Genomic DNA, 15,656 nt, shown 5'->3' with positions numbered 1-15,656 from the left:
CAGATGACTATGTCGAAAACCAAGCCGGTTCGATCGGGAGGATCAACGATGTCCAGCCAGTCCACTCTTTCGCTCTACCCGCCTGAGGGGTTGGGCGCTCCGAAGGATCGACGTGGCCATGCCAGCGGCAGCAATGTCGGTCTGCCGGAAGGCACTGTGGTTTTCTCGGCAGACAATCACGTTACGTTGACCGAGGACATCTTCTACCAGCGATTTCCGGACAACCTCAAGGACAAGGCGCCACGCATCTGGCACGAGAACGGCGCCTACCACATTGGGCATCAAGGCAAGTCGTTCCTGTGGGGTACCTTCAGCGCCGTCGTGATGCAGTATGACGACCTGCCCGGGGCCGGAAGCGCCAACATCGAGGCACGGATCCAAGAGTTGTACGAGGACGGCGTCGACAAGGAGCTGGCCTTTCCCAACGCTATCCTGGCGCTTTTCCACTACCCCGACAAAGAGGTTCGCGAGCTCGCCTTTCGCGTCTACAACGAATATGTCGCCGAGCTGCAGGAGCGCTCTGGTGGGCACTTCTACGGTGTCGGGCTGATCAATTGGTGGGATCCACAAGGCGCCCGGAAGACGCTCGCTGAGCTGAAATCACTGGGGCTCAAGACGTTCCTGCTGCCACTGAATCCCGGTACGGATGTGGACGGCAATGTTATCGACTACGCGAGCACGGCGATGACCCCGGTATGGAACGAGATCGAAGAGGCCGGTCTGCCGGTCACCCACCACATCGGTGAAACCCCACCGAAAATCCCGTCCGAGTTCAACACCATCCTCGTCAGCATGATGACCAACGTCGACGGGTTCCGGGAAATGTTCTCCAAGTACATTTTCAGCGGCATCCTGGACAGGCACCCGAGGCTGCGGATCGGCTGGTTCGAAGGCGGGATCGCCTGGGTGCCGTGGGCGCTGCAAGACGCCGAACATCTGTTGGCGTCGTACCGGCACATGTTGGAGTGGCCCATCGAGCACGACGTGCGCTACTACTGGGACAACCACATGAGCGCGTCCTTCATGGTCGATCCGCTGGGACTGGAGTTGATCGACCGGATCGGCGTCAACAAGGTGATGTGGTCGTCGGATTATCCGCACAACGAAAGCACATTCGGGTATTCGGAGAAGTCGCTGGCCGCGGTCGTCGAGGCGGTGGGGCCTGAGGCGGCTGCGCGGATTGTCAACGGCAACGTCACCGAATTCCTTGGGCTTTGAAGTCGTCTGCGATCGGCACCTCGATGATGCACACGGCTGGGGCGAGTGCGAACGCCGCGGTGGAATTCAACCCGTACGATCCCGAAATCCAGTACAACCCATACCCGTGCTACAAGCGAATGCGCGACGAGGCGCCCGTCTATTACAACCCGGAGCTCAATTTTTACGCCCTCACCCGATATGACGACGTGCTCGCCGCGTTCCTTGACCCTGCGACTTTCATTTCCGGCAACGGGGTAACGATCGAGGGCGTGGATAAGGACATCCCTTTCCTGATCGCTACAGACCCGCCGGATCACACGTGGATGCGAAAGCTCTTCTCCCGGCTCTTCACCCCGCGCCGGATGGCTGAGCTGGAGCCGTTCATGAGGCGGGTCGCCGCGCAGTACCTGGACACCGCGCTGGGCCGCGACCGGTTCGACATCATGCAGGACTTCGCCTGGCGTTTCCCTCTCGACGTCATCAGCGAGCTCATCGGCCTTCCCGAGGAGTTGCGCGAACCTTACCGCCGACTGACCGAGCGCACCGGTGCGCGGCAATCGGATCCGGTCAAGGGCAGCGGTCCGACAGAGGACGCGATTGCTGCCATCATCGAGTCGATAGCTCTCGTGCAGGACCTGGTGGTCGAGACGCGCAAGCGCCCCCGCGACGACATCATCTCGATGTTGATCACCGCCGAGGTCGCCGACGAATCCGGCAACACCCGACGGCTCAGCGACGACCTGATCACCTGGCAGTTCCAGCTCTTGGCGACCGCCGGTCACGAGACAGTCACCAACCTCATCGGCAATGGGAGCGTTGCGCTTTGGTGGAACCCCCAGCAGCGAGCCGAACTGGTGCGGGATCGAAGCCTCATTCCGGGGGCGGTCGACGAGATGCTGCGCTGGGACAACCCCGCACCACCGAACGGGCGGTGGACCACCCGGGACGTGGAGCTCCACGGCGTGACCATTCCAAAAGACTCCCGGGTGATGCTCTACCATGGCTCGGCCAACCATGACGAGCGTTGCTACGAGAACCCGGAGCGGTTTGACATCCATCGGGTGTTCCATCGGCCGGTCGTCTTCGGCTTCGGGATCCACCGCTGCCTGGGTGCCAACCTGGCTCGCCTGGAGGGCCAGGTGGCTTTCGAAGAGTTGCTCGCCCGTTTCCCGAATTACGACATCGACGAGGCCGGGGTGGTTCGCCCTCGCGCGCAGCTGATGCGCGGCTTGGATCACCTTCCGTTGATTCTGAAGCCCTGACGCCTTAGCGCTTGTGCGGCCGAGGCGGCAAGGTGGGAGAAGTCGGAAAGCGCGACGCTGGTGCGAAGTTTGGAGGTCTCGTGCATGGGCGTCGATGACGCGATCTCGGCGGGAGGGTCCGATGTATGACGTGATAGTGGCCGGCGCGGGGCCGGTGGGTATGACGCTCGGTCTGGATCTGGCGTGGCGAGGTGTCACCGCTCTCGTCGTCGATCCTCGTGAGGGTCCAGTGGAGTACCCGCGCTGCAACAACGTCGCTTCCCGGACGATGGAGTACTACCGCCGGCTAGGCCTCGCAGACGACATCCGTCGCGCCGGGCTGCCGCCTGACCATCCCACCGACGTCGTATATCGGGTGCGCTACGGGGGTCCCGAGTATTGCCGCTTCTCCTACCCCTCGTCCCGCCAAGTGCTCGATGGCTCCTGGACGAGTGACCTGTGGCCGACGGCCGAACCCAACCACAAGGTCAACCAGCTGCACTTCGAGCCCATCCTGGAGAGCCGGCTGCATAAGCTCCCCGGCGTCGACTTGCGCCGCGGGGTGCGCCTCGAGGGCTACCGGCAGATGGACGACCACGTCGAGGTCGACCTGTTGGAGGACGCCTCGGGCCGTCGGACGCGCGAGCAGGCCCGATACGTGGTCGGGTGCGACGGGGGATCGAGCACAGTGCGACGAGCGATGGGAGTATCGCTGGTAGGAGACACCGCGCTGAATCACTACCAGTACTCCATGTACATACGCTCCCGGGAGCTTGCCGCATCAAGTGCCGACCGCGTCTGGATGGCGCTGGTGCGCAACCACGAAGGCACCTACAGCGTGATTGCCGTCGATGGCATCGAAACATTCCTCATCCATGTGCAGGTCCCCGCCGATAAACCGGACATGCCCGTCGATCAGCCGGAGGTTCTCCGCCGGATCGTCGGCCGGCGGGTCGAGTTCGAGATCCTGGCCGACACACGCTGGGCCGGTCTGGCCCTCGTCGCGGAACGCTACCGAGACCGTCGCGCGTTCCTCGCCGGAGACGCCGCCCACCTGTGGACTCCCTACGCCGGATTCGGAATGAACACCGGAATCGGGGACGCCGTCGATCTGTCCTGGAAGCTGTCGGCCGTGCTGAACGGCTGGGCCCCCGACCCGCTGCTCGACACTTACGAGATAGAGCGCCGCCCCATTGGCGAACGCGTCGCGCGCGCCATCACGACCGGGTTCAAGCAGAGCAAAGAGCTGCTGCGGGTCGGGCCCGATTGCGAGGCCGACACCCCCGAAGGCCGGGAGGAGCGCCGGCGGATGGGCGAGCTCATTGCGACTCACGACAGAAGCCAATTCGACTGCGTAGGACTCAACTTCGGCATCGACTACGCAGACTCACCCATAGTTTGGCCGGACGGGAGCCAAGCCCCGCCTTTCGAGATCGGCTCCTACAACCCATCGACCACACCCGGCTGTCGACTCCCCCACCTGTGGCTGCAGGACGGACGCGCCCTCTACGACATCCTCGGCCCTGGCCTCACCCTGCTGAACGTCGGTGTCGGCGCTGCGACGAAGGTCGACACCCTAGTCGACGCGGCAACTCGGCGAGGCCTTCCTCTCCAAGTCGTGACTGTGGACGATCCCGGCGCCGTCGGCCTGCTCTCCGGTCCGCTGATCCTCGTTCGCCCCGACCAGCACGTCGCTTGGCGAGGCCGTCGGCTCCCCGACGTCGACGCCCTGCTCGACCGTGTGACGGGAGTCGAGGTGACGCGCCCGGGGTCGACGTCGTCGATGTCTGCCGCGGCTGGGTAGCAAACCGGGGTCGGGGTCGAGCTCGTCGCACGCTGGTATTGGCCCAGCAGCGATCCCGCAACCGCATTGATCGCATAACGAGATCGTCCGCGCAGCAGTGTTTCTCGTCTTCGCTATGGCACGTTGAATCATCGGTCAGGCCATTCGCGTCGATGATGGAATAGGGCCCACGGTGGCTGGTACTACCATTCGCGCACGGCTGGGCCAGCCGATTTATTTCAGGCAGCTGCCGGCATCAACCGGCAGCGTGACACCGGTGATGTAGCGGGATTCGTCGGAGGCTAAAAACAGCACCGCGTTGCTGATGTCAACGGGTTCGACCCACGGGATCGGCAATGTGTGGAACAGCTGGCAGATCGGAGCGATGTCGTTGGGCCCGGGATTCTCCAGATCGGGCCGGAACATCCCGAATGTGACCTCATTTAGCAACAATGGCGTATTGACGTGGGTGGGATGCACCGAGTTGACCCGAATCATGTGCTGGCCCAACTCGACCGCGAACGCCCGCATCAGCCCCACCACACCGTGTTTGGCGGCGACATAGTTTCCGGTGTGGGGGTAGGCTTTCAGGCCGCCCACCGAGCTGGTCAGGATGATCGAGCCGCCGCGTCCGCCCGCTAACAGATGCGGCACACCGGCTTTCACCGATTTCCACACACCCGACAGGTTGACGTCGATTACATCCTGCCAGTCTTCTTCACTGGTCTTCTCCAGCGTATCGCCGCCCTTGGCGGTGCCGGCATTAGCCACGATGACGTCCAGCCGTCCCAGCTGCTCCACGCCGGTGTCCACCGCGGCTTTCAGCGCGTCGAAATCACGCACATCGACCTCGGCTGTGAAGATGCGGCGGTTGTGACCCTTGACGAGGTCGGCGGTCTCGGCCAAATCCTCCGGCGTGGAAGGCGGAACCAATCCACCCTCGATCGGCTTGCAGATGTCGACCGCGATGATGTCCGCGCCCTCCTGCGCCAGCCGGACTGCGTGACTACGCCCCTGACCGCGGGCCGCACCGGTGATGAACGCGACCTTGCCTTCGACTCGTCCCGTCATGGTTACCTCGTTTCTTTGATGTCGAACTCAAATACGCTGTGGCTCAGGGGATGATGGCTGGCATGTTGTCCCATCCACGTACCGTGGAGGTTGGCGACAGCCTGGCATCGGTGAGGTCGACATCCCACTCGGGAAAGCGCTTCAAGACCTCTTCCAACGCGATCCGCCCTTCCAATCGGGCCAGCGCCGAGCCAAGGCAGTAGTGTGTGCCGACACTGAACGTCAGGTGCTGGCGAGCCTCGCGGTGAATATCGAAAACATCACCGTCGGGCGGGAACTGGCGATGATCGCGGTTGGCTGCCCCGATCAGCATCATCATCACGCTGCCCTCGGGCACAGTCTGGCCGTAGTACTCGACGTTGCGGGTGACGTATCTGGCGGCGTGTGGGGCCGGCGGCTCGTAGCGCAATAGCTCCTCGAGCGCCCGCGGGATCAATGAGGGGTCTTCGACCAGTTGCCGGCGCTGGTCGGGATGCTCGGCCAGCACCTTGCCGGTCCAGCCGATGAGCCGGGTGGTGGTTTCGTTGCCTGCGCCGGCGACCACGCTGACGTAGAGCAGCAGCTCGTCACGGGTGAGCCGCCGGGTGGTGCCCATCTCGTCCTCGAACTCCGCATTGAGCAGCTCGGTCATGATGTCATCAGATGGATGGTCGGCCCGCCAGTCGATGTATCGGGCGAACACCTCGCCGCTGTCTATACCGTCGGACGCCATCGAAACCGGCTGACCGGCTTCGGTGCGCATCATCGCGTTGGAGCGGTCCCGGATGGCCTCTTGGTCTTCTTCGGGAATACCTAACAGCATGCTGATCACCCGCATCGGCATCTGAGCGCCCAAGTCGGCCACGAAATCGAAGCGCCCGGTACCCACCAGCGGGTCGAGACTTTGCGCGCAGAATTGCCGGATCTTGGGTTCGAGGTCGCTGATCTTGCGCGGCGTGAACATACGGGCCAGCAATTTGCGATGAATGTCGTGGACCGGGGGATCCTCGAAGAGGAGCATACCGGGCGGGATATCGATGTTCGCCTTGATCAGTTCCAGGATCACGCCCCGCGCGGAACTGAAGGTCTGGTAGTCAACCAGTGCCTGATTGACGTCTGCAAATCGGCTCAGCGCGTAAAAGTCATGCTGCTCGTTGTAATACAGCGGCGCCTCTTCGCGGAGCCGCCGAAATGCCGGATAGGGATCCGTGTTGAGCTCCATGTCGTATGGGTCGTAGTAGACGTCACTAGCGGCGCTGACCTTCATGGCATCTATCCTTCCATTATCATCGAAAGATGTTCGCATACATCGGTTTCCGTACCTAGCCGGGGATGATCGGCCCGGGCGGTTTGGTCGATGCTCAACTGCTCGACGCCGAGGCACACGGCATGGAATCCGCCGTGGGCGAATGCGAATCGCATACCTGTCCTTTCCGAAGGCGCTCACGGAGGCTCGTCATCCGCGTAGCAGCATGTCCCGCCAGGACTTCGGCGTCTTAGCGGCTACCAGATTGGACTGCTGATACCACTTCCCGTCATACGCCAGATATTCACCGGTGTGCGGGTTGTATCGGACGAGTCCAACGGACGGGCCGGGTTCCGTTCCTTTGAAGCCGCTGGGAGCCGCCGCAGGGCCGGCTGGTGCGTCGGTTGTCGAATGTGCATCACCGGGCGGATTCGGGCCTTGCTGCGGATCTGGTGCCAATGGCGCTCCGCCGGGCGGTGGCGAAGTCCCAGCGGGTGGCGGTGTTCCCTCGACGGGGCCGAAGATGCGGTTGTCGACGGTGGTTCGGTCGTCGGGCGGGATACCTTGCGCGATCAGATTAGGGTCGAGTGGGTATGGGCCGAGTGCGTGCTGGCGCATGGCCAGTGGCTCGTAAGGCTTATCGCTGTTACAGATTTGGACGGTGGGCGCGCGTTTCCCAGGGTGGCCCATGCATGGGTAGTTGCGGGCTCCGCGCACCGCGATCGGTGAATCCTGCGGGAGTTTGCAGTACAGCCCGTCCGGGGTGTCGACGGTGGTAGTTTCTTCCGGTGATCGCCATTGCGACGGGGGCAGAAAGCCGACGGTGCACGAAGGGGGGTCGCCTAGCGTGAGCGCGAACTCGCCCTGCGGTAACCCGGTCGGGTTATTGTCGACACGAGCATATGTTTGGGTAGAGGCAACATAGGGTGGCAGCAACACGAGCAGTTGCTCGAGAGACGGGTTGTAGGTCACCCCGACTTGACCCACCGTGCTGAGGTTGGCGAGCAATATTGGCAATGTGGGTTTCACTTGATTGAGTAGGCGTGCAACCTCTTGGGCGGACCCGGGCCCGCTACGCAATAGCGTGCGCATCTGTCGGTCATCGCTTGCCACCTGCTCGGTGATTCCAGCGAGGCTGCGTGCCCACACTCTGATCGCGTCAGTGGTCTGGACTTGGGAGTCGACTAGCGGTGCGCTGTCGTCGATCAGCGAACGGACGCGGTCGGAGGCAGGAGCGAGGTCACCGGACACCGCAGCCGATGAGTCTAACAGCGATCCAAGGTCGTAGCCCGCGCCATTGAATGCTTTGAAAGATTCGTCGAGCAGTGCGCCGAGCTCGTGTTTGGGGATGCTGTTGACCAGCGCGCTGACCTGATCGAGCATCGGCCCGACTTGCTGCGGAATTGTGGTGTCGTCCAAGGCGATAATCGATCCGTTGTGCAGGTACGGCGGCGAGTTGGTGCGTGGCTTGAGGTCGACGTACTGTTCACCGACAGCTGAGATGCTGCGCACCTCGGCGACCAGGTTTGCCGGGATCTTCGGTGAGATATCCAGCGACAGTGTCGCTTCCACGCGGTTGACCGCCATGATCTCAAGGTCGGTGACCTTGCCGACCTGAATCCCGCGGTACGTGACGTTGCTGAACCGGTATAGGCCGCCCGAGGCGGGTAACTCCAGCTTCACACTGATGCGGCCGAGACCCAAGAGCGTTGGCACCTGCATGTAGTCGAACACCATCACCACAACTCCAACAACGGAAGCGATCGTGAAGATGATCAATTGAATTCGGACAAAGCGGGTCAGCATCAGCGGCCGCCTTCGTCCAGGGGTGGAAAATCGGTGGGGGCTGGGACTTTCGGGTGGGATGGCGGTGGGGTGCCGGCCTCCGGCGGCGCAGCCCCGGGTGGCGGCCCGGTTGGCGCAGCGGCCGGTGGTGCGGGCGTGATCGGCGCCCCCAGCGGGTCGTAGGTGTAGTTCAGGTAATACGGGTCACCCGGCGCCGCCACTAGCGGCGCGCCCTCTTCACCCCATCGAGTGCCCAGCAACAGCCCCCGTTTGAGACGGGGAATCGTCAGGTCCATGACGGCGAAGACGTTGATGTAGTCGCCGCGGAAGCCGCGGTCGAGGAAGTCCTGCGGGAACGGAAAGGTCAGCGCGTAGCCCAGGACCGTGTCGAGTTCGGCGCCGACGTCGGCGAGTGCACGAAGTGTCGGCTCGAGGTTCTTCAGGTTCTTCACCAAATCGGCCTGCGTGTCCGTGACCAGCTGGGTGGCAGTGGCACTGAGCACTCCCAGCTTGTTGAGCGCCGTGGTCAGGCGTGGACGCTCCCGGATCAGGACATCGAGTGCCGGTGGTATATCGCGCAGCGCGCGTGCGATGACGTCGCGCTGTCCGGCGAACGTGCTCGCGAGCCGGTTCAGACCCTGAATGGCGCCAATGATGTTGTCGCGCTGGCTATCCAGCGTGCCGACGAAGGTGTCCAATCTGGTCAACAGATCGCGGAAATCGGTTTCCCGCCCGGACAGCGCGGTGTTGAGGTTGTGGACGATATCGCCGATCTGTCCTAACCCGCCGCCGCTGACGACGGCCGACAGCGACGCCAGCGTCTGCTCGGTCGACGGGTAGGCCGATGATCTGTCCAACGGGATGGTGGCGCCCGGCTCGAGTCGCCCGCGCGGTGGTTGGCCCAGGGGCGCATCGAGCGCCAGGTGCATGGATCCCAGGAGGCTGGTCTGACCGACGGTGGCGACGGCGTTGGCGGGGATCACCACGCCGGGCCGCACCGATACCTCGACATCGGCGTGCCAGTTCGTGAAGGTCATGTTCCCCACGCTGCCGACGACGACGTCTTTCATCATCACCGGTGAGTTTGATTCCAGCGTGCCGACGTTGGCGATTTCGACGTGGTAGATCGTGGCTCCGGCGCCCCGGCCCACCGCTCCGGGCAATGGCAACGAGTTCAGCCCCCGAAAAGCACAGCCGGTGACGGTGAGGATTACCGCGGCACCGATCACGAGGATCCGATGCGCCGACCTCCAGCCGGTCATGATGCCGGTCCGTCCGCCGGCAACAGCATCTGCGACAAGCTGGTCGGCGTTGAGACCGGCGCGCCCGGGTATAACGCAGGTGATGGGAACGCCGGCAAATGATCTGGGGCGGAGGGGCCCGGAGCGACCGCGGGTGGCTGCCCATACCCCGGCGGCGGGGGGACATCGCCGTTGAGTCCGGTGTACGCGGACACCGCTGGCGGAATTTCGGGTGGTGTCTCCGCTGGGCCGGCACCGCCGGGGGCCAGTTTCGGATCGGAGTAGATGATGTTGTCCGGCGACTTCATCAGGTACGGGTCGGTCGGGAACGGCAGATAGTTGAAATTGAACCGGCTCAATCCGGGGCCGAGGTATTGCGCACACAGCTTTCCGGTTTCGGACGAGGTTGCATCGGCGACGGCGGTAATGGCACCGCAGATGGCGAAGAGCGGGTTGGCGAAGTTCTGGAATGTCGCCGCCCCGACAACGCTTCCGGTGTCCGGGCTGTACATGTTGTAGCCGTTGGCAAAGGCGTTAGGCGCGACGTGCAGGATGTTTTCCAAATCGATTCGGTGATCGGTAATTGTTTGGGTGACGTTGGCCAGCCGCTGTACTTGCTCGGATGCCTTGTCGCGGGTGCCAGCGATGAACCGCTGTACCTCGCCGACCGCGACCGAGAGATCGTTGAGCGCGGAGTCCAGGTCGGAGCGGCTACCATTGAGCACACTGGTCAGTGAGGCGAAGTGGTCCTCAAATTGCACGATCTGAGTGTTGCTGTCGCGCAGCGCGGTAACGAAGGTCTGCAGGTTCTTGAGGATGTCGACGATGTTGCCGCTACCGTCGGCCAGGATGCGGCCGATCCCGGACAATTGCGCTAGCGTCTGGCGCAGTTTGTCGCCGTTGCCGTTCATCGCATTGGCCGCGCTGTCGATGAACCGCGACACCGAGGTGCTCGACACGCCACTTGTCGGTCCTAAGTCGGTTGCCAGCCGCATCAGCTGGGTTTTGACCTCGTCCCATTCGACGGGCACCGCGGTGCGGTCAACGGGGATCACCGCCCCATCGGGCATTGTGGGCCCGCTCGACTCGTAGGCGGGTGCAAGCTGCACATACCTTGCGGCGACGAGATTTTGGGCGACGATCACCGCCTTGGCATCCGCGGGGATGGGCACATCGTGGTTGACATTCAACGTCATCGTTATCTGCGTGCCGTCAGGCTTGATGGATCTGATGTTGCCCACCTTGACCCCGGCGACCCGGACTTCGTCTCCCGGGTAAATGCCGGTGGCGGTGGTGAAGACCGCGGTGACCGTCTTAGGTGCGAAGTACGACTGACGAATGAGCGGGGTCGCCCCACCGATGATGAGTCCGACGAGCACAGCTGCGGTCACGGCAACCAACCGCCTTCGGTTCATCGGGAACCTCCCGGAATTCCGTTGTAGGGAAACGGGAATTCGGCCCTAGGCCCGGCATTATCCGGCGGCTGGCCCGCGTTGGTGCCCCGCCGGAACCCGAACGCGTAATCCAGAAAAGGTTGCAAGTTTTGCGCGGGGGGAAGGTTGGGCACGAAGGCGTTGTAGTAGAAGCCATTGGCGACGGTCTCGGCTTGAGTGACTTGGAATTTCGCCATCCCTGGCAGTGCTTTGGCGATGTTGTCACGGTTCTTTTCCAGCATCGCGGTGACCGAATTGAGCTTGTCTAAGATCGGAGCCAATTCCTTTTGGTTGTCCGCCACCAGCCCGGAGAGCTGCTTGGCCAGCGCAGAGGTGCTGCCGAGCAAATCGACGATCGCTTGCCGGCGTTCGTTGAGAACGCCGATTAGGTCGTTGGCGTTGAGAAGCAACGTGTTGAGCTGTTGGCTGCGTTCGGCCAAGATCCCGGTCACGTTGCCAGCGCTGTTGAGCAACTCGCGCAGCACCTCATTGCGGCCGTTGAGTGCGCGCGACAGCCGGGTCAGCCCGTCAAATGTGGGGCCCAATTGCGGTGCAACTCTATTGATTGTGGCAGCGAGAGTATCCAGTGATTGGTTGAGCGTTTGGGTGTCGGTTCCGGCAACATTGGTTGTGAGGTCGCTGACCGCGTCGACCAGTGAATAGGGCGACGAAGTGCGCGAGACCGGGATGACCTCGTTCGGCGACATCCTTCGGCGGCCGGCGGGCTCTAGGGTCAGCACCCGTTGGCCCAACAGCGATCCGGTGCGGATATGAGCAGTGCTGTCGGATCCCAGCCGGACTTTGCTGTTGATGGTGAACGTGACCAGCGCCTTACCGCTGTGCAGTGAAACATCGGACACCGCCCCGACTTTGATACCCGACACCGTCACGGCGTCGCCCAGAGCAAGGCCGCCCGCCTCAGCGAACAGTGCCCTATATCTGACGTCGGTCGCCAACGACACCAGCCGCTGCGGTTGCAGCCCGACCGCGACAATCAATACGACCAGGACCACGCCGATGAACCCGGCGCGCATCATCTTGGCTTCGCGGTACCTCAACATCAGGGCTCTGCGCACCTCCCGTCTTTCTGCTTGAACCACGGGACCACGACGGTGCGACCCTGCAGATCGGTTACGCGCAATGACAGTTCGCAGATGTAGTAGTTGACGAAGCTTCCGTACGAACCGAATCGCGCCAGCTTGCGGTAGTTCTCAGGGGCTCTTTGCAGCGCGGCGTCGAGGTGGTCTTTGTCCTGATCGAGGATGGGCGCCAATCGATTTAACTGGCCCACCGTTGCAGCCAACGGCGGGCGCGCTGTGGCCAGCAGGTTCGCGATCGATGCGGTTCCGTTGTCCAGCGAATCGATGGCAGCACCGATCGGATCGCGGTCGGCCGACAACCCGCTCACCAGCCGCTCGAGGCGATCGACCGCACCCGAAAACTTGTCACCGTTCTTGTCGAGCGTTGCGACAACGGTGTTGAGATTGTCGATGAGCTGTTTGATCACTTGGTCGTTGTCCGCTAACCCGCTGGTGAACGACGATGTCTTGGACAGTAGAGATTGCAGCGTTCCTCCCTGTCCCTGTACGATCTGCAGCAGCGATGCGGTCAGCGCGTTGACCTGTTGAGAATTCAGGCCATGGATTACCGGTTTGAGCCCACTTAGCAAGAGATCCAGATCCAGCGCCGGCTCGGTACGGTCCCGGGGAATCTGCGCGTGGGCAGGGAGGATCCGCATCGAACCGGGACCGTCTATCAGGTCCAGGTAGCGATCTCCTACCAGATTGAGGTAACGCACGGCCAGCCGGGTACCTGTGGTCAGCACGACGTTGCGGTCAGCATCGAACGTCACCAAGACGGTGTTGTCCGGTTGCAGCGCAACGCCGTTGACCGTGCCAACCCGGATACCGGCGGCACGCACCGAATCGCCTGCCTTGAGCCGCGACGCATCGGCGAAGACCGCCGAATATCCATTCGTTGAACCGGTGCGGTATTCGCTGAAGACAACGAGCAGGAACCCTGTTAAGACCGCCGTCAGGGTCGCGAAGAGTCCGAATTTGACGCCTGTGCGCGCAAGGGCGCTCATCCCGGCTGACCGATCTGTGTAGAGTTGCGCGGCGGCCCGTCGATCGGCCCGAAAAGCATTTGCTTGAGCCGATCGGAATTCAGCAGGATTCCTTGGTTTCCGTACTGCGCTGGGTTAGCGCCCACGTCGGTGACAAGGAAGGGCTCCCGCTTGGCGAACGGCACATTCGGCAAATCCATACAGTGCGGACCGCCTTTCGCCGCGACCTTTGGCAAGTTCGACGGGTACCGATATCGTTCCCGACCGAACAGCAAACTGACTGAGATAACAACGCCGGGATCGGGCAACGCCGGGGTATGCACCAGCGGCAACATTCCCCGCAGCGAGCAGGTCAGCCCCTCGTGGTATTGGTTCGCCAGATCTGTGGTCGGCACTAGAAGATGAACTACATCGGTGAGCGCTTGCCGGTTGTTGCCCACCACGTCGTTTCCGACATCGGCCAGTCCGATCGTGCTGATCAGCAACGTGTCCAAGTTCTGCTGTTCTTCGACGAAGGTCTTGCTCACTTGCGTCGCGTTGCCGGCAATCTTGACGAGATCCGGCGCAGCATCGGCATAGGCATTCATGACCGCTGGCGAGACCTCGATGTCATGGCTCAAGGTGCGCAGGCTCGGATCAACCGTGGCCAGAAATTTGTTCAGATGTGAAACCATCTGACCGAATTTCTCGCCCCGCCCGCGCAATGCCGATGCGATTGCGCCAAGCGTCTCGTTGAGCTTGGCGGGCTCGACTTCTGATAACACCGACGTCAGCTGTTGGAACACCGTGTTGATCTCGATGGTGACATGCTTGGAATCCAGTACTTGCCCGGCGTACATCGGCGCACGCGATGGGTCCGCGGGAGGCACCAGCTGCACGAACTTGGCACCGAACACCGTCGTGGATGCGACGTCGACGAGAACATTGGCCGGAATGAGATGCAGCCGCGCTGGGTCCATCGCAAGGTGGATCGCGGCTCCGCCGTCGGGCAAGTCTTCGATCCAGGACACCTTGCCGACCTGGACGCCCAACATTTTCACCCTGGCGTCCGGACTCATCGCAAGTCCGGCACGATCCGACAGCACCGTCACCGGAACGGTTCTAGTTAAGTTGCCTTGGAAGATGTCCGCCACAAACACGAAAACCAGGGCGGTTGCGAGGATGGTCCCTAACCCCGCAATGGGTCGTAGCACTGACAGCCAGGGGAAGGGGCGCGGGGTTAGCGCGTCTGCGGTCACCGCAGTCTGCCTCTGCCAGGTGTCAATGCCGTGCACAGCTGGTCAACGAGACCCACGCATTGACGAGACACGCGCGCCAGGCTAGCAACCTACCTAACTTAATTAAAGGGTTCTGGGCGCTTGACAGCGATTTTTTAAGGTAGTTAAATTCACCGCTATGTCGCTAGGCGCAAGACCCTGCCCTGGTGCTCACTTGCCATCTCGGGCCGGCCGTGTGCCGATGGCTGCGCGGCGCTGGGGGCGAAGCCGGCAGATTGCATGCCTGCTGACGTGAGCGATCCGACGGTGGCGATGCAACACCGATGCGAAGCCCGCCTTGAGGGCGGTCGGTTTAGCGCAGCCGGGTAGCGATGGGTTTCACCGTCCAGGGGCTTCTAGACAGCCTCGCGTTGACGCAGGCGGGCCCCGGCCGCTTCATCGGCAGCAACGTCGACATGGGGAGCTCCGTCGTCTTCGGCGGACAGCTCATGGCGCAATCCATCGTGGCCGCTTGCCTGGGCCACGAAGGTAAGGCCGCGAAGACGCTGCACATAGTCTTTGCTCGGACCGCGTCGCCGGACGAGCCGGTCGAGGTTGTCGTCGATCCGGTGCACAGCGGCCGGACGTTGGCGAGTTCCACTGTGACGATCAGTCAGGGTGAGCGAATCTGCGCCAAATCGATGGTGCTCCTCTCGGCGGATGAACAGGACATCATCCGCCACGCCGACTCGCCTGTGATCGCATCGGATCCCGATGAAATGCACGGTGACGAAGAGGGCGGCTGGCAGATTCGCGTCGTCGGGGGCGTCGACATCAACGATCCTGAAGCCGTCGGCCCGCCCGAGCTCGACGTGTGGAACCGCTTCGTCGGCGCGCCCGATGATCGGGTGATCGGGCAAGCGCTGCTCGCGTATGCCACAGACGGTTTCCTCATCGGTACTGCCATGCGGCCCCATCCAGGGGTTGGGCAGGCGCTCGCACACAAGACGCTTTCGACCGGCGTGCTGAGCCACACCATCACCTTCCATGAGCCCTTCTCCGCGGGCGAGTGGCTGCTGCTGTCGCAGCGCAGTCCGTACGCGGGCTGCGGTCGAAGCTACGGGCGCGCCGACGTATTTCGGCGAGATGGGCAGCTTGTCGCGTCGTTCGTGCAGGACAACATGATCCGGGCAATGCGGACGGGTTCCGCCGGGCTGTAATGCCGCGTTCCGTCCTGAACCAGAGCGCTGGGAATTGGGCCCAACGCAGGCGTTGTCGCCGCTCCGGCTTGCCGAGTCATCCACCTCAGTTGACCGCCCCCGCAGGGCGCCGTAGATTTCCTTAATAATCTTCGATTAATCCGTCTCTATTCAGTCAAGGAGCTTCCCGTGCCCCGGAAGCCTCGGTCAAGGGAGT

12 protein-coding genes are annotated in these 15,656 nt (G+C 62.6%); 4 read left to right on the top strand and 8 right to left on the bottom strand.

The window, feature by feature from the left end; translation table 11 throughout:
* The first annotated feature begins 156 nt into the window (after nucleotides 1-156).
* From KXD96_RS25755 to KXD96_RS25745, 3 genes are all read left to right on the top strand, one after another.
* On the top strand, nucleotides 157-1,218 hold the full coding sequence (locus tag KXD96_RS25755) for an amidohydrolase family protein (protein ID WP_260741569.1): 1,062 nt from the start codon (nucleotides 157-159) through the stop codon (nucleotides 1,216-1,218).
* The gene (locus KXD96_RS25750; protein WP_260741567.1) at nucleotides 1,215-2,462 is read left to right on the top strand and encodes a cytochrome P450; all 1,248 of its coding nucleotides are present in this window, start codon (nucleotides 1,215-1,217) and stop codon (nucleotides 2,460-2,462) included. The genes KXD96_RS25755 and KXD96_RS25750 overlap by 4 nt, the downstream gene beginning before the upstream one ends.
* Before the next feature lie 121 nt (nucleotides 2,463-2,583).
* Nucleotides 2,584-4,245 carry an FAD-dependent monooxygenase gene (locus KXD96_RS25745; protein WP_260741566.1) on the top strand — a complete coding sequence of 554 codons (1,662 nt, stop codon included), beginning with the start codon at nucleotides 2,584-2,586 and terminating at the stop codon, nucleotides 4,243-4,245.
* A gap of 213 nt (nucleotides 4,246-4,458) precedes the next feature.
* Here KXD96_RS25745 and KXD96_RS25740 read toward each other — a convergent pair whose 3' ends face one another.
* The 8 genes from KXD96_RS25740 to KXD96_RS25705 all read right to left on the bottom strand — a co-directional run bounded on the left by KXD96_RS25740 (nucleotide 4,459) and on the right by KXD96_RS25705 (nucleotide 14,282).
* Nucleotides 4,459-5,295, bottom strand: coding sequence for a mycofactocin-coupled SDR family oxidoreductase (locus KXD96_RS25740; protein ID WP_260741562.1), 837 nt, complete (start codon nucleotides 5,293-5,295; stop codon nucleotides 4,459-4,461).
* A gap of 43 nt (nucleotides 5,296-5,338) precedes the next feature.
* Nucleotides 5,339-6,541, bottom strand: a complete 1,203-nt coding sequence (locus KXD96_RS25735) for a cytochrome P450 (RefSeq protein WP_260741559.1) — start codon at nucleotides 6,539-6,541, stop codon at nucleotides 5,339-5,341.
* A 189-nt stretch (nucleotides 6,542-6,730) separates the two neighbouring features.
* Nucleotides 6,731-8,326: an MCE family protein gene (locus tag KXD96_RS25730; RefSeq protein ID WP_260741556.1), complete on the bottom strand. Its 1,596-nt coding sequence runs from the start codon at nucleotides 8,324-8,326 to the stop codon at nucleotides 6,731-6,733.
* On the bottom strand, nucleotides 8,326-9,567 hold the full coding sequence (locus KXD96_RS25725; protein WP_260741555.1) for an MCE family protein: 1,242 nt from the start codon (nucleotides 9,565-9,567) through the stop codon (nucleotides 8,326-8,328). The genes KXD96_RS25730 and KXD96_RS25725 overlap by 1 nt, the downstream gene beginning before the upstream one ends.
* Nucleotides 9,564-10,961, bottom strand: a complete 1,398-nt coding sequence (locus KXD96_RS25720; protein WP_260741552.1) for an MCE family protein — start codon at nucleotides 10,959-10,961, stop codon at nucleotides 9,564-9,566. The genes KXD96_RS25725 and KXD96_RS25720 overlap by 4 nt, the downstream gene beginning before the upstream one ends.
* Nucleotides 10,958-12,040, bottom strand: coding sequence for an MCE family protein (locus tag KXD96_RS25715; protein WP_260741548.1), 1,083 nt, complete (start codon nucleotides 12,038-12,040; stop codon nucleotides 10,958-10,960). Before KXD96_RS25715 ends, KXD96_RS25720 begins: the two co-directional genes overlap by 4 nt.
* The gene (locus KXD96_RS25710) at nucleotides 12,040-13,065 is read right to left on the bottom strand and encodes an MCE family protein (protein ID WP_260741544.1); all 1,026 of its coding nucleotides are present in this window, start codon (nucleotides 13,063-13,065) and stop codon (nucleotides 12,040-12,042) included. The genes KXD96_RS25715 and KXD96_RS25710 overlap by 1 nt, the downstream gene beginning before the upstream one ends.
* The gene (locus KXD96_RS25705; protein ID WP_396877456.1) at nucleotides 13,062-14,282 is read right to left on the bottom strand and encodes an MCE family protein; all 1,221 of its coding nucleotides are present in this window, start codon (nucleotides 14,280-14,282) and stop codon (nucleotides 13,062-13,064) included. The genes KXD96_RS25710 and KXD96_RS25705 overlap by 4 nt, the downstream gene beginning before the upstream one ends.
* Before the next feature lie 350 nt (nucleotides 14,283-14,632).
* On the opposite strand from KXD96_RS25705, the gene KXD96_RS25700 reads away from it, so the two are divergent.
* Nucleotides 14,633-15,460: an acyl-CoA thioesterase II gene (locus tag KXD96_RS25700; protein ID WP_260741542.1), complete on the top strand. Its 828-nt coding sequence runs from the start codon at nucleotides 14,633-14,635 to the stop codon at nucleotides 15,458-15,460.
* The last annotated feature ends 196 nt before the right edge of the window (nucleotides 15,461-15,656 follow it).

It is taken from the genome of Mycobacterium sp. SMC-2 (genome assembly GCF_025263485.1).
In the GTDB taxonomy this organism is placed as follows: Bacteria; Actinomycetota; Actinomycetes; order Mycobacteriales; family Mycobacteriaceae; genus Mycobacterium.
Note: the sequence above shows the minus strand (reverse complement) of the source record. Positions and strands in the feature narration are given on the sequence as shown.

Excerpts from the sequence above, each read along its gene's own strand:
- KXD96_RS25735 (WP_260741559.1), bottom strand. The coding sequence starts at position 6,541 with ATGAAGGTCAGCGCCGCTAGTGACGTCTACTACGACCCATACGACATG.
- KXD96_RS25710 (WP_260741544.1), bottom strand. The coding sequence starts at position 13,065 with ATGAGCGCCCTTGCGCGCACAGGCGTCAAATTCGGACTCTTCGCGACC.
- KXD96_RS25700 (WP_260741542.1), top strand. The coding sequence starts at position 14,633 with ATGGGTTTCACCGTCCAGGGGCTTCTAGACAGCCTCGCGTTGACGCAG.
- KXD96_RS25715 (WP_260741548.1), bottom strand. The coding sequence starts at position 12,040 with ATGTTGAGGTACCGCGAAGCCAAGATGATGCGCGCCGGGTTCATCGGC.
- KXD96_RS25740 (WP_260741562.1), bottom strand. The coding sequence starts at position 5,295 with ATGACGGGACGAGTCGAAGGCAAGGTCGCGTTCATCACCGGTGCGGCC.
- KXD96_RS25720 (WP_260741552.1), bottom strand. The coding sequence starts at position 10,961 with ATGAACCGAAGGCGGTTGGTTGCCGTGACCGCAGCTGTGCTCGTCGGA.
- KXD96_RS25745 (WP_260741566.1), top strand. The coding sequence starts at position 2,584 with ATGTATGACGTGATAGTGGCCGGCGCGGGGCCGGTGGGTATGACGCTC.
- KXD96_RS25725 (WP_260741555.1), bottom strand. The coding sequence starts at position 9,567 with ATGACCGGCTGGAGGTCGGCGCATCGGATCCTCGTGATCGGTGCCGCG.
- KXD96_RS25730 (WP_260741556.1), bottom strand. The coding sequence starts at position 8,326 with ATGCTGACCCGCTTTGTCCGAATTCAATTGATCATCTTCACGATCGCT.